The sequence below is a fragment of the Corynebacterium sp. HMSC06G04 genome (assembly GCF_001807365.1).
Classification (GTDB): Bacteria; Actinomycetota; Actinomycetes; order Mycobacteriales; family Mycobacteriaceae; genus Corynebacterium; species Corynebacterium simulans.
This window is the reverse complement of sequence record NZ_KV788615.1, coordinates 1-12,809: the sequence shown is the minus strand read 5'-3', so window position 1 is coordinate 12,809 and position 12,809 is coordinate 1. Positions and strand designations below refer to the sequence as shown.

12 protein-coding genes and 5 tRNA genes are annotated in these 12,809 nt (G+C 55.2%); 5 read left to right on the top strand and 12 right to left on the bottom strand.

Annotation, left to right across the window (positions count from 1 at the left end):
* Nucleotides 1-218: 218 nt before the first annotated feature.
* Both murA and ramA read right to left on the bottom strand, forming a co-directional pair.
* A complete protein-coding gene (murA, locus tag HMPREF3158_RS06010) occupies nucleotides 219-1,487 on the bottom strand; it encodes a UDP-N-acetylglucosamine 1-carboxyvinyltransferase (RefSeq protein WP_070497737.1) in 1,269 nt (422 codons plus the stop codon).
* Between the two features lie 76 nt (nucleotides 1,488-1,563).
* Nucleotides 1,564-2,403, bottom strand: a complete 840-nt coding sequence (gene ramA / locus HMPREF3158_RS06005) for an acetate metabolism transcriptional regulator RamA (RefSeq protein ID WP_061924468.1) — start codon at nucleotides 2,401-2,403, stop codon at nucleotides 1,564-1,566.
* Between the two features lie 257 nt (nucleotides 2,404-2,660).
* Between ramA and cysK the strand changes: the two genes are divergently transcribed.
* Nucleotides 2,661-3,596 carry a cysteine synthase A gene (gene cysK, locus HMPREF3158_RS06000; RefSeq protein WP_062037359.1) on the top strand — a complete coding sequence of 312 codons (936 nt, stop codon included), beginning with the start codon at nucleotides 2,661-2,663 and terminating at the stop codon, nucleotides 3,594-3,596.
* A 73-nt stretch (nucleotides 3,597-3,669) separates the two neighbouring features.
* Complete coding sequence (gene epsC / locus HMPREF3158_RS05995) at nucleotides 3,670-4,233, top strand: serine O-acetyltransferase EpsC (RefSeq protein ID WP_096337004.1); 564 nt, start codon at nucleotides 3,670-3,672, stop codon at nucleotides 4,231-4,233.
* 70 nt (nucleotides 4,234-4,303) lie between these two features.
* On the opposite strand, the gene HMPREF3158_RS05990 is transcribed toward epsC, so the two are convergent.
* From HMPREF3158_RS05990 to HMPREF3158_RS05970, 5 genes are all read right to left on the bottom strand, one after another.
* Complete coding sequence (locus HMPREF3158_RS05990) at nucleotides 4,304-4,594, bottom strand: GNAT family N-acetyltransferase (RefSeq protein WP_061924476.1); 291 nt, start codon at nucleotides 4,592-4,594, stop codon at nucleotides 4,304-4,306.
* A 54-nt stretch (nucleotides 4,595-4,648) separates the two neighbouring features.
* Nucleotides 4,649-4,721, bottom strand: a tRNA-Phe gene (locus HMPREF3158_RS05985).
* Between the two features lie 21 nt (nucleotides 4,722-4,742).
* Nucleotides 4,743-4,816 (bottom strand) — tRNA-Asp (locus HMPREF3158_RS05980).
* A 446-nt stretch (nucleotides 4,817-5,262) separates the two neighbouring features.
* Nucleotides 5,263-5,339: transfer RNA gene (locus HMPREF3158_RS05975), tRNA-Asp, on the bottom strand.
* A gap of 48 nt (nucleotides 5,340-5,387) precedes the next feature.
* A tRNA-Glu gene (locus HMPREF3158_RS05970) sits at nucleotides 5,388-5,460 on the bottom strand.
* Nucleotides 5,461-5,554: 94 nt separating this feature from the next.
* Here HMPREF3158_RS05970 and HMPREF3158_RS05965 point away from each other — a divergent pair.
* Nucleotides 5,555-5,887, top strand: coding sequence for a metal-sensitive transcriptional regulator (locus tag HMPREF3158_RS05965; protein WP_062037355.1), 333 nt, complete (start codon nucleotides 5,555-5,557; stop codon nucleotides 5,885-5,887).
* A 121-nt stretch (nucleotides 5,888-6,008) separates the two neighbouring features.
* Here HMPREF3158_RS05965 and HMPREF3158_RS12760 read toward each other — a convergent pair whose 3' ends face one another.
* From HMPREF3158_RS12760 to HMPREF3158_RS05945, 5 genes are all read right to left on the bottom strand, one after another.
* A complete protein-coding gene (locus HMPREF3158_RS12760; protein ID WP_141741014.1) occupies nucleotides 6,009-6,587 on the bottom strand; it encodes a hypothetical protein in 579 nt (192 codons plus the stop codon).
* Nucleotides 6,588-6,590: 3 nt separating this feature from the next.
* Entirely contained in the window at nucleotides 6,591-7,733 is a 1,143-nt protein-coding gene (locus tag HMPREF3158_RS05960; RefSeq protein WP_141741013.1) for a hypothetical protein, read from the bottom strand.
* On the bottom strand, nucleotides 7,720-8,433 hold the full coding sequence (locus tag HMPREF3158_RS05955) for an ATP-binding cassette domain-containing protein (RefSeq protein WP_062037347.1): 714 nt from the start codon (nucleotides 8,431-8,433) through the stop codon (nucleotides 7,720-7,722). Before HMPREF3158_RS05955 ends, HMPREF3158_RS05960 begins: the two co-directional genes overlap by 14 nt.
* A 373-nt stretch (nucleotides 8,434-8,806) precedes the next feature.
* Nucleotides 8,807-8,879: transfer RNA gene (locus HMPREF3158_RS05950), tRNA-Lys, on the bottom strand.
* Nucleotides 8,880-8,990: 111 nt separating this feature from the next.
* Nucleotides 8,991-10,493, bottom strand: coding sequence for an acetyl-CoA hydrolase/transferase family protein (locus HMPREF3158_RS05945; protein WP_061924487.1), 1,503 nt, complete (start codon nucleotides 10,491-10,493; stop codon nucleotides 8,991-8,993).
* Between the two features lie 179 nt (nucleotides 10,494-10,672).
* Between HMPREF3158_RS05945 and dusB the strand changes: the two genes are divergently transcribed.
* Together dusB and phoU are read left to right on the top strand one after the other, a co-directional pair.
* Entirely contained in the window at nucleotides 10,673-11,818 is a 1,146-nt protein-coding gene (dusB, locus tag HMPREF3158_RS05940; RefSeq protein WP_062037343.1) for a tRNA dihydrouridine synthase DusB, read from the top strand.
* Nucleotides 11,819-11,867: 49 nt separating this feature from the next.
* Nucleotides 11,868-12,596 carry a phosphate signaling complex protein PhoU gene (gene phoU / locus HMPREF3158_RS05935; RefSeq protein ID WP_062037340.1) on the top strand — a complete coding sequence of 243 codons (729 nt, stop codon included), beginning with the start codon at nucleotides 11,868-11,870 and terminating at the stop codon, nucleotides 12,594-12,596.
* The last annotated feature ends 213 nt before the right edge of the window (nucleotides 12,597-12,809 follow it).

Sequence of the window (12,809 nt, the reverse complement as noted above, 5' to 3'; positions counted from 1 at the left end):
CTCCTCGCTCTCGAAGCGACTCGGAATAACTTACCCACCGATTCAACCAATGTCAAATCCGTGAAGAAAAATTCATCCGAACCACAACTTAGTTAACCTCTCGGCCAACTCGTTGCGACCTGGATTAATTTAGCCCCCACCCCACAAACAACACAAATCCCCAGTACACACCGCATTTTTAGGTGCATACTGGGGATAAACAGGGCGTCGTAAAGCGCTTAGTACGTCTCCGGCTCCTGGGTGCGCTTGATGTCAGCGCCCAAACGCGAGAGATTCTCAACGAAGTTCGGGTAGCCACGATCGATGTGGAAGACATCGTGAACGGTGGTTACTTCATCTGCGCACAATGCAGAGAGCACCAACCCAGCGCCGGCACGAATATCGGAGCTCCAAACATGGGTGGAAGAAAGTCGCTGCTGACCACGAATAACAACGTGGTGGCCATCCACCTGCGCATCGGCGCCGAGACGGAGCATCTCATCCACGAAGCGGAATCGCGACTCGAAGACGTTCTCCGTGATGACCGTGGTGCCTTCGGCAACGGCGGAAAGGCCAATCGCCATCGGCTGCAAGTCAGTTGGGAAGCCCGGGAACGGAAGCGTTTGGTAATCCACCGCAGCTGGTCGGCCGTTCATGCGAACGCGAAAACCGTTGTCATAATCTTCGATTTCGGCACCAGCGGACTTCAGCTTCTCCAGCGGTAGGTGCAGGTGACGGGGCGCGACACCGCCAACAGTGATATCCCCCTGCGTCATCGCTGCAGCATATGCCCAGGTACCGGCAACAATACGGTCACCGATTACCTTGTGCTCAGTGGGATGCAGCTTTTCCACGCCGCGGATCGTGATGGTGGAGGTGCCTTCGCCCTCGATATCTGCGCCCATCTCCTTGAGCATCATGCAAAGATCAACGATCTCTGGCTCGCGGGCTGCATTACGCAAGACGGTCTCACCGTCTGCGAGGACAGCGGCGGTAAGAATGTTCTCGGTTGCACCGACGGATGGGAAGTCCAAGCGAATGTTGGCGCCGTGGAGCTCATCGGCCACAGCTACTACCGCGCCATGCTCAATATGGGTACGTGCACCCATCTTCTCCAGACCCGATTGGTGCATATCCAGCGGGCGCGAACCGATGGCATCGCCACCGGGGAGGGCAATCTTCGCATGACCGCAGCGAGAGGTCAGCGGACCCAGCACGCAAACAGAAGCGCGGAACTGCCGTACAGCATCGAAGTCCGCGTTTGAGTGGAGCTTTTCGGGGACGGTAATCGTAACGACGTCGCCGTCGATAGTTACTTCGCAGCCTAGGCCTTCTAGAACCTTGCGCATCAACGGGACGTCGAGAATCTGCGGGCAGTTGGTCAACGTCGTGGTGCCTTCCGCCAAAAGCGAGGCGGCCATGAGCTTCAGGACGCTGTTTTTCGCGCCATCAACCACAACCGTGCCTTCGAGCCGTGCACCACCAGAGACAATAAATTGGTCTTTCACATCTTCCTAAACTACCGGATGCCCCTGAAAAACTTCTGCAAGTTTCAGGGGCATCCGGGTAGAAGAACCATGTATATCAGGGCAATGCGCCGATACGGCGAGCGGCATTGACCGCTTCGTAACGGGTATGCGCACCGAGTTTGCGCATCACAGAGCGCAAATAGGACTTCACGGTCTCTGCACCGATGCCCATTTCCTCAGCCGCCTCGACGTTGGTGTGGCCAAGCGCCACGCAAGACAGGACATCAAGCTCACGGGCGGAAAGCTTCGTAGACTGCTTAACGCGGACCGGAGAAACCATCTGATCGCACAAAGCCTCAAGTTCCTTGCGCAGATCCTCGTCGTCTACGCGGTTAGCCAACATTCGCAGCTTGGAGTGCGTGGAGCGCACCTGCTCCCACTCCGCGCCATTCATGACGTGGCCGCGGGCAGCGCCGCCCTTACCGCCATCGGCGCGGCGCATCGCGGAATTAACCGCCAAATCCTGCTCCAGACAACGGGCGGTCATGGTTACTTCCTCAATAACCTTGTCTCCCAGGCGTACCGGAGAGTGCACGCCGACATAGAGGACACCGCGGATCTCACGCTGCACCGTGACCGGAACAGCCACGATGGAATGCAGCCCTTCGTCCTGGATGTAGCGGTCATTTTCATGCGAAATGGTGGTCGCACGAGCGTAGTCCGAAACACCTACTGCACGGCGCGTGCTGACAACACGGCCGCCCACTCCGACTCCGGCGTCACTGATCAGGTTTTGCAAAGCCGGCGTGCGCAGGCCGACCCACTGGGTGATCTGCAGACGATTATCGGGAAGCAGGGTTCCGTACATCGTGACGGGAATGCCGGTTGCGGTCTTCAGGGAAGACAGTGCGGCGCGTACGGCTTCGTCGTCATCTTTGAGGCGATGCGGCTCCATGAGAATCTCTCTCCTAGTTGGGGGTAACCAGTAGGTGCACCCATACCCACCATGCGATTCGGGGGTAAAAGAACACGTTCCCCGCAGTATAACCGGCCAATGGGGGTAAGAATAAATCGCCTTACTGCCAAAGCGCGATCCAAATCCCACAGCCAGTGCCCGAATGATCGGTTCAGAAGCTATGTACCGCTTTGTCTAGTAGCGTGGTGTACAGTAGCTAGGGTACGCACGAAGATATTTTCCAAGGAGTCCTCAAAGTGGCTGTCTACAACAACATTCTGGAAACCATCGGCAATACCCCACTGGTTCGCCTGAACCGCCTGACGGAGGGCCTCGGCGCAGAGGTGCTGGTGAAGGTCGAATCCTTCAACCCTGCTAACTCCGTTAAGGACCGCATTGGCAAGGCTATTATCGACGCCGCGGTAGAAGCCGGCGAGCTCAAGCCGGGCGGCACCATCGTCGAGGCCACCTCCGGCAACACCGGCATCGCGCTCGCCTTCGCTGGCGCCACCCTTGGCTACAAGGTCATCCTCACCATGCCGGAGACCATGTCCAACGAGCGCAAGGTGCTGCTGCGTGCTTATGGCGCAGAGATCGTCCTGACCCCAGGTGCAGCCGGCATGAAGGGCGCCGTCGACAAGGCGAATGAGATCATCGCCAACAACGACAACGCCATCCTGGCTTCCCAGTTCGCCAACAAGGCAAACCCGAAGATCCACGAGGCAACCACCGGCCCAGAGATCTGGAACGACGCCGAAGGCAAGGTTGATGCTTTCGTCGCCGGCGTCGGCACCGGCGGCACCGTCACCGGTGTTGGTCGCTACCTGAAGTCCAAGAATGCCGACCTCCACCTAGTTGCCGTCGAGCCGGCTGACTCCCCTGTTTTGTCTGAAGGCCACGCTGGCCCGCACAAGATTCAGGGCATCGGCGCAAACTTCGTCCCAGAGGTACTAGACCGCGAGCTGCTCGACGAGGTCATGACCGCCACCAACGAAGAGGCAATTGAGACCTCCCGCAAGCTAGCTACCGAGGAAGGCCTACTGGTGGGCATTTCCGCCGGCGCAAACATCTCCGCAGCACTCAAGCTGGCTGCTCGCCCAGAGTTCGAGGGCAAGACCATCGTTGCGGTTCTGCCGGACTTTGGTGAGCGTTATGTCTCCACCGTCCTGTTTGAGGACATCCGCGAGGCATAATTTTCCTGTCGTTTGAATGAAAAGCACCCATCTTGTTGGTGGGTGCTTTTTCTTTGCCAGTAGTATGTACCACATGAACGTCCTAAAGATGATTCGCGAGGATTTGGCGAATGCCCGTGACCATGATCCCGCGGCCCGAGGAGATGTGGAGAACGCCATAGTCTACTCTGGCCTGCATGCCATCTGGGTGCACCGCATCTGTCATTGGATGTGGAAGCGCGGTTGGCGCGGCCCTGCGCGCATCCTTGCGCAAATCAATCGCTTCTGGACCGGAATCGAAATCCACCCTGGAGCCACCATTGGACGTCGGTTCTTCATCGACCATGGCATGGGAATCGTCATTGGTGAGACCGCCGAAATCGGCGAGGGTGTGATGATCTATCACGGCGTCACGTTGGGCGGCCAGGTGCTCACCCAAACCAAGCGCCACCCCACTGTCCAAGACAACGTCACGATTGGCGCTGGCGCTAAGGTGCTAGGCCCCATCACCATCGGTGAGGGCTCTGCTATTGGCGCAAACGCAGTTGTCACCAAGGATGTGCCAGCAGAGCACATTGCTATTGGCATTCCAGCAAAGAACCGTCCGCGTAAGAAGGAAGAGCGCATCAAGCTCGTCGACCCCGACTATTACATCTAGCTGTTGCTTTGCGACGTCGCCAAGCGCGGCAAAGTGGGCCCCACACGAACGTGGGGCCCACTTTTAGGTTTTAGTTCTCGAGCAGGTGCTGGTATTCCGGGTTCTTCTCGATGAAGCTCGCGACGGCAGAACAGCTGGCGATGACGCGCTTGCCGGCGGTGGATTCATCCTCCAGAGCGGCCTTGATGAGCGGTTTGGACAGGCCTTGGCCTTGGAAGCCCTCGTGGACCACGGTGTGGTGGAAATCGCGGGTTTCTGCAGTGTCGACGTACTCCGCGAAGCCGGCCTCTTCCCCATCGACGGCAATTACGAAACGGGAGGCGTCAGTTTGGTGTGCAACAGAAGTAGTCATGTGGCCCATTAAACCATTTCTGCAAACCAAAAGAACCCCCTTCTACAGAAGGGGGTTGATTTGTGGCCAGAGCCAGGATCGAACTGGCGACCCCACACTTTTCAGGCGTGTGCTCTACCGACTGAGCTATCTGGCCAGAAGCCACAAGTGACTTCGGCGACCCTGACGGGACTTGAACCCGCGACCTCCGCCGTGACAGGGCGGCGCGCTAACCAACTGCGCCACAGGGCCATTTTTCAATTTTTCGTACCTCATTGGGCACGGATAGTTACTTTACACAACGTTGCTGAAATCAAACAAATCTGCAGTTTAACTGCGGTTTTCTCTACTCTTGCGCACCAGTTTTTCAAAAGGCCGCATGAGGCAACGCAAAATATAGGCAGGCGCACACGCAAAGATTTCAGGCCAAGCCATATAAGGCGCTGTAAAGGCGCGTGCGCTTGCCGACGCCGCCTCTTCGAGCCGAGCCACACCTCACGGCTTCAGCGGCCCTCTACGTCGCCATAAAGACGTTTTTGAAGCACGCGCCGCGCCTCTAAGCCCCGCCCCGGTGAAACAACTCCCCCACCCCAACTCACCCCTACACAGTGATGGCCCCAGTAGATCTCGAGCGGGGACTTAAACGAAAGAAAGCAAAAGAAAAAGCCGGCTCCATCACTGGAACCGGCTTATCAATATGGCGACCCTGACGGGACTTGAACCCGCGACCTCCGCCGTGACAGGGCGGCGCGCTAACCAACTGCGCCACAGGGCCATATTGAATTTTGACCTTTAAAAGGTCGGCATGAAGCAAGAAGCTTCGTACCCCCAACGGGATTCGAACCCGTGCCGCCGCCGTGAAAGGGCGGTGTCCTAGGCCGCTAGACGATGGGGGCCCATTGCCTTGGAGCAACGCCTTAAAAATATACTGGAGTAATCGCGCGTTACAAAATCGCCCTGAAAGGAACCCCTAGATGAACGCAGAAAACCATGTCTGACCAGCAAAATACCTGCGCCTGCCATGAGCCTCACGTGCATGGGTATAACGCGGACAGCAAAAACAAAGCGAAGTATTTGGCGCGTTTGAAGCGCATCGAAGGTCAAACGCGCGGCATCCACCGCATGATCGAAGAAGACAAATACTGCATTGACATCATCACACAGATCTCCGCAGTAACCTCCGCGCTGGAAAATGTCTCCTTAACGCTCCTCCAAGACCACATAGAGCACTGCGTAGCCGGTGCCGCTGCCGAAGACGGTGAACTGGCCAAGGAAAAGCTCGAGGAAGCCATGACGGCTATTCGCAAGCTGGTTAAGAGCTAACGCCCCCAACCAACACATCATGCGAATCTTCAGCAACACTTCAAAGGTCTGACTAGATTGAGCATGAGCTCCCCCTTGCCCCTAGACAGGGAAAGGAGCAGTTCTAGCCTGCCGGCACTGACTAAGCTCCAGCCCGTTTGAATTTGTGCAAAGAAGGAATACTCACAAGGAGCGAAAGGCCACTTATTAAAAGTGGGACATGGCCTGGCGGGACAGCAAGGGCAAAAAGAACAAAACGCCATTTCGTTTCGGATGCCGATAGCCAAAGAGCCGTTTGCAAGACGAGTTGCGCTATAAGCAACAATGCGAGTGTATCCACGTTCAAATATTTGCCTGCGAAAAATGTTATTCCCATAAGGACGGTGGATACATAAGCAAACCTGACGCTTCCTACGCCGGTCAGGGAAAATACCCAAGGGACGCTCCACAAGACAACGAGAAGCGTGCTGTCTACGACTAACCACTTCCTTGGAGAACGAGCTTCTAACTCCGAAATCTGATTACGGAACAAAGTTACTGGCAACGCCGCATAAGCAAATGAACATATGGTACCGACATTCACCCCTGCAGTGCCGCTAAGCCAGGGAAGTCGTAGCAGCCAGCCTTCAGAGAAGGCTAGAGCTAAACCAATAAACAACATCATCAGCAAGACCACAAAAACTCTGTGACCATGGAAGTACAAGAACGCAAATGATTTCACAGGCTAACCGCTAACTCCACAGGTCGACTGCTCGATACGTTGAACAACATCGCTTACGTCAACTTGTCGGTTAGGATCCCAAGGGAGGCCACTAACCGAAATTCCCAAATCTTTCGCCGGAATTCCACAAATTTGCACATTTGCACGAATCAATTCCGCAGTTCCGACTTGATCCACAAACTCTCCAACGACTCCTTCCAGAGTTGGTTGGCTACTTAGGCTTAAGTGATCTTCTGAAAAATCTCCCCACACCACCGGTCGATTTGAGAAATCTCCCCACTCAGCTGGCACTATTTTAGAGAAGGCTTCCCGCGCCTGGATGTTCAGTAATATGTTTTCTTTTGGAACCTCCGGCCACGCGCAGACATCCGAAACACAGACAATCTGCGCAGAGTCCCTTTGTACAAGGCCAAATTCTGTAAGTTTCTGAGCCCAAAACGTAGAACCTACGATAGCCAGAAGTCCTAAAAGCAAAGCTGCCATGTACAGCTTTCTTCGGTGCCTAAGCAAAGCCGCAGCCGAAACTACGAGCAGCGTCACTCCCACAATCCCCGCAACTGCTATACCGATTGCTTTCACATCTAGCGTTGTATCCAGAGAACAGCACGCCAAGAAGTCGCCAGCTAAATGCCTCAAAACCCCCGGAGAAGTGGCTGGAACGATCGCATACCAAGTATATGCAAGCGCAACCGCAGCACAGACAGAAATAAGAGGCTTAAGCGAAAAGCCAAGTGCGCTTCCAATCAACACCCAGCAAATACCTACGACGCATGAGTACGCCAGCATCATCCAAAAGAATTTGGACGCGAACGATAACGATTCAGCACTTTGGGCTAGGTTAGCCATTACGTAGCCAACGGGAAAAACTAGCGACCATAAAAGCATTCGGTCTCTAAAGATACGAACTACAGAGCTTCGCCCCAATTGCGCAATTTCGCGAAAACGTGATGCTTCCCAAGCCATTCCGGCAGAAACCGCTGGAGCAATAACAACGAACACTAAAGTAGATTGGGCAGCGTTTGACTGGAAATAGGCTGTTTTCCCAAGCTCTGATATAGGAACTGCACTGAGAACAATTCCAGCAAGACAAATCCACAATGACGGGCGTCGAAACCAATGCCTGAATCCGAATCTAGGAACCATCATCGTTCCTCCTCCGCACAAAAGAGCGTGCGAGATTGTGCACTGGATTGTCGTCTAATTCTGATGCTAAATGTATGAATTCTGACCTTGAACCATCGAATCGCAACTTGCCTTTGTCAAGGACAAGAACGCGCTCAAATGGTTTCTGCAGTTCACCTGCATCATGGGTGGAGACAACTAAATTATGCCCCATTTCCACGATCTTTTGATAAATCTTTGTAATGAGCTCCTTGCTAAGGGGATCAAGCGCCGCACTAGGCTCATCAAGAAGCAGAGTTTTCGCCCCAGAATTCAATGCTGTAGCGATTGCCAATCTAGAGCGTTCCCCTCCGCTAAGACTTTCGCATCTCTGATCGGCAACCCTCGACAGATCAACAAAGTTTAGCCACTCCAAGCTATGTTTCTTTGCGATTTTCCTATCCTGACCAAACAGCCACGCAACATAAGCGCAGTATTCTCCAGAAGTGAAACCCACAATCGGCATGAATTTCTGCTCGAGTAACGATATAGAGCCCACCCTTAAGACGACCCCGTTGTGCCGAGAAGAATCTGATGCCAGGGCGGAAAAAAGAGTCGACTTTCCCGCACCGTTTGCCCCAAGAAGAAGCGTCGGACGTTCATCTATCGTCAACTGCGGTATATCCAGAATTGTTTTGTTTGAACGTCTTATCTTTAAAGCATCAACTCGAATCGTATCTACCATACGACTTTCCTCCAATTGATGGTCAAACGGTTCCAATCAAACGTATGAATATCGGCATGATAGTTGCCTGCAGCCTGACGCCCCCAGCCACCTCGATCCCAACCCCCATAGCACCTGTTGAGAGAACGTGAACCCAGGTCCGGATCCGGCTGCCCTGCTACGACTATCTTCTTCACCGGATTTCACATCTCTTTCTGAGAACTAGGCAAGAGAGACTTGCCTTACCTGAACAAAAGTTTGCTTTCAGCACCGAACAGGGAGAGATGATATTAATACCTAAAGCTTGGCTATTCTTACATAAATAAATGAGATATATCAAGGCACAAGGTGGGCATAAAAAATTCCCCTTGGCTTTACCAAGGGGAATCAAATGTGGGCCCTCCGGGGCTCGAACCCGGGACCTGCGGATTAAAAGTCCGTAGCTCTACCAGCTGAGCTAAAGGCCCATCGCGAAACCATTTTAGTAGGCCCCGCTTAAGAAACGAAACTGGCCCCCACTTTATTGCGGGGAGCCAGTCATGTTTGCTCGTCAGGGGGCTAAATGCCGCTGAGTTTGCTTAGCCGCGCATATCGCCCTTTTCGGCGAAGTTGATCTGGAAGTCGAAGGCAGTCTTCAGATCGTGCGGGGTGTGGACGAACTTGTTGGCGGAAGCACGCTCGTAGTACTCCTCCAGCAGCGGACGGTAATCCGGGTGCGCCACAGCGATGACCTTTTCCACGCGCTCACGCGGTGCGAGACCACGCAGGTCAGCGACACCGTACTCGGTGATGATGACCATGGTGTCGTGCTCGGTGTGGTCAGTGTGGGAAACGAAAGGAACAATCGCGGAGATTGCGCCGCCCTTTGCCACAGACGGGGAAACAAAGGTGGAGATGTAACCGTTGCGGGTGAAGTCACCGGAGCCGCCGGTGCCGTTCATAATGCGGGAGCCGCCAACGTTGGTGGAGTTGATGTTGCCGTAAATATCGGCCTCAATCATGCCGTTGGAGGAGATAAGACCCACGCGGCGGATGACCTCAGGGTGGTTGGAGACCTGCTGCGGACGCAGGATGATGTGCTTGCGGTAGCGCTCTGCCTCAGCGTTCATCTTCTCTGCGTACTCCGGGGAAAGTGCAAAGGAGGTAGCGGAAGCGACAGACATCTTGCCGGCGTCGATAAGGTCGAGCATGCCGTCCTGGATGACCTCGGTGTAGGCCTGAATGTTTTCAAACTTGGACTCCAGCAGGCCTGCCATCACGGCGTTAGGGACATTACCCACGCCGGACTGCATGATGAACTTGTCATACTCTAGGCGGCCAGCAGCAACCTCGCCTTCGAGGAACTCGATGAAGTTAGCAGCGATCTTCTCGGACACCTCATCCGGAGCCTTAAATGGTGCGTTGCGGTCCGGAGCGTTGGTCTCAACGACTGCGACAACCTTTTCGGTCGGCAGCTCGATGTACGGGGTACCGATGCGGTCATCAACCTTGGTGATCGGGATTGGCTGGCGGTTAGGCAGCTTCTCGATCTTGTAAATGTCGTGCATGCCCTCGAGGTTCTCGGACTGCCAGGTGTTTACCTCGAGAATAATCTTGTCTGCAGCCTCGATGTATTCCAGGTTATTGCCCACTGCAGAAGACGGGATGATGTTGCCGTCTTCCAGGATGCGGACAACCTCGATGATTGCGACCTGGAAATCGCCGTAGAAGCCCTCCTCTACCTGCTGGCCGGAGTGAGAAAGGTGAATGTCCTGGTAAAGAATCTCGCCTGCGTTGGCCTTGTTACGCAGAGTCGGATCGGAGTTGTACGGAGAGCGGAAGCGCAATGCGTCCGCCTCTGCCAGCACACCGTCACAATCCGGTGCGGTGGAAGCGCCGGAGAAGACATCGATCTTGAATTCCTCACCAGCAGCGTGTGCAGCCTTTGCCTTTTCAGCGATGGCGGTAGGCAGCGCCTTTGGGTAGCCCGCACCGGTAAAGCCAGAGATACCGACGCGGTCACCGTGATTGACAAACTTTGCAGCTTCTTCAGCAGAAACGACAAGTTCCTTAAACGGCGCGTATCCGATCCTATCGGTCAAAGTAAATCCTCCTTTATATATAGGGCCAACCGTACGACACGATCAGCCCCTTTAAGTTACATGCACCACATTAGCGAACTTGTTGAGGTTTTACCGAAAACTTCGCAAACTTACACACCCCCGTCACAACGACGCGCCAAACTTGCCACGCCACCTGCCCAAAGAGCACAATTGGCTGCGTGAATCTTGCAATCGGAAAAATCGAGCTCAACTCCCCCGTTGTCCTAGCCCCTATGGCGGGCGTAACCAACGTGGCCTTCCGCACGCTCTGCCGGGAACAAGAAATTGCGAAGACCGGAACGGTCTCCGGACTATATGTATGCGAGATGGTCACCGCTCGCGCGTTGGTCGAGCGCAATGAAAAGACCATGCACATGACCACGTTCGGGCCAGATGAAAATCCACGCTCGCTACAGCTGTACACCGTCGATCCGGAGTACACCTACAAGGCAGCAAAGATGATCGTGGATGAAAACTTGGCCGATCACATCGACATGAATTTCGGCTGCCCCGTGCCCAAGGTAACTCGTCGCGGTGGCGGCTCAGCTCTGCCCTATAAGCGCCGACTCTTCGGCAACATCGTCGCCGCCGCAGTTAAGGCCACAGAGGGCACCGACATTCCGGTTACCGTGAAGATGCGCGTGGGCATCGACGACGAGCACCACACACACTTGGACGCAGGACGCATCGCAGTGGAGGAGGGTGCCGCGGCCGTCGCCTTGCACGGGCGCACAGCCGCTCAGCGCTACTCCGGTCACGCCGATTGGAATGAGATCGCACGCCTCAAGGAGCACCTGGCCGATACCGGCATCCCGGTGCTGGGCAACGGCGATATCTTCAAAGCCACCGATGCCCGCGCCATGATGGAGCAGACGGGCTGCGACGGCGTCGTCGTCGGGCGCGGCTGCCTCGGCCGCCCGTGGCTCTTCGCGGAACTGTCTGCGGAGCTGCGTGGCGAGCCAATTCCTTCCGAGCCAACCTTGGGCGAAGTGACGCAGATTATGATTAGGCATGCGGAGCTGCTGGCGCAGCACGATGGCGAGCGTCAGTCCAGCCGCGATATCCGCAAGCACGTGGGTTGGTACCTGCGCGGATTCCCCGTGGGAGGCGAGGTACGCTCGGGCCTTTCGCGGGTGGATTCGGTAGATAACCTGCGCGAATTGCTGGCACCGTGGGCCGATTCGCAGGCGCTTGCCGACGACGCGGATGGCGCACGTGGACGTCAAGGCTCACCCGCCAAGGTGGTTCTACCCGAGGGTTGGCTGGACGATCCAGAGGACGCAACTGTTCCGGAAGGTGCGGAAATTATGCATTCGGGCGGATAGATAAAGCCATAACGAGCATTAGACCAAAAAGTGGTCTATCATTTCCGACATGCGCACCGCATATCGCGAACATCTAGATAGCTTCTCGCACGACCTCATTATCATGTGCGACATCGTCCATAAAACCTTAAAGCTCGCCTCTGAAGCGCTGATTGACTCCGAACTCCACGCCGCTGAAGAGGCCATGTCTTTGCGCGAGGAACTGGACGAAGTCCGCAACCGCTGCGAGGAGCGCGCTGTCTTGCTGCTCGCGCTCGAAAATCCCATGGCCAAGGATCTCCGCCAGGTCGTCTCCTCCATCTACATCGTGGAAGACCTCCACCGCATGGGTCGTCTGGCCCAGCACGTGGCATCGGCTGCCCGCCGCCGCCACCCAGAAAACGTGGTGCCCGCAGAGTACATCGGCTATTTTGAGGAGCTCGCACGCTTAAACGACGACATGATTAGGATGTTGCGCGAAATCTTAGTGACTCCGGACCCCGATACCGCCCTGCGGATGGCCTCTGAAGATGATGCGGTAGATGACATCAACCACTACCTTTTGTCCATCTTGACGAATCGAGAGTGGGAAGCAAGCGTGCGCGAGGCCGTGGAAACTGCCCAAATGACCCGCTACTACGAGCGTTTCGCCGATCACTGCGTCAGCGTGGCCGGCCGCATCATTTACCTGTCCACCGGGCTCGCTCCGGAGGCCTATATGGCCAAATTGAGCGAGGAAGAAAGGGACAAAGAGTTCGAGTCCCGCATGGCCGAGCTCGAGCGCCAGTTCCGCCATTAATCCTCACTAGGTAGCTAGACCTTTAAGGCAACGCTGAAGCACATTCAATCCAACTACAGGCGTTTCACGAAAACTATCTATCTAGATCAATCTTCACTGTCTCTAATAACGCTAAACCCCGCTTCCCTCTTGTTTCAAAGGAAGCGGGGTTTATCCGTCTGCTACATGGAAGCTACTAAGTGCTGAGAGCGGCTTGTTGGTAGGGGTGTTGCG

Bases quoted from the DNA above. Each gene is read 5' to 3' on its own strand.
- ramA (WP_061924468.1), bottom strand. From the start codon at position 2,403: ATGGAGCCGCATCGCCTCAAAGATGACGACGAAGCCGTACGCGCCGCA.
- epsC (WP_096337004.1), top strand. From the start codon at position 3,670: ATGAACGTCCTAAAGATGATTCGCGAGGATTTGGCGAATGCCCGTGAC.
- HMPREF3158_RS05990 (WP_061924476.1), bottom strand. From the start codon at position 4,594: ATGGGCCACATGACTACTTCTGTTGCACACCAAACTGACGCCTCCCGT.
- HMPREF3158_RS05965 (WP_062037355.1), top strand. From the start codon at position 5,555: ATGTCTGACCAGCAAAATACCTGCGCCTGCCATGAGCCTCACGTGCAT.
- HMPREF3158_RS05960 (WP_141741013.1), bottom strand. From the start codon at position 7,733: ATGATGGTTCCTAGATTCGGATTCAGGCATTGGTTTCGACGCCCGTCA.
- HMPREF3158_RS05955 (WP_062037347.1), bottom strand. From the start codon at position 8,433: ATGGTAGATACGATTCGAGTTGATGCTTTAAAGATAAGACGTTCAAAC.
- phoU (WP_062037340.1), top strand. From the start codon at position 11,868: ATGCGCACCGCATATCGCGAACATCTAGATAGCTTCTCGCACGACCTC.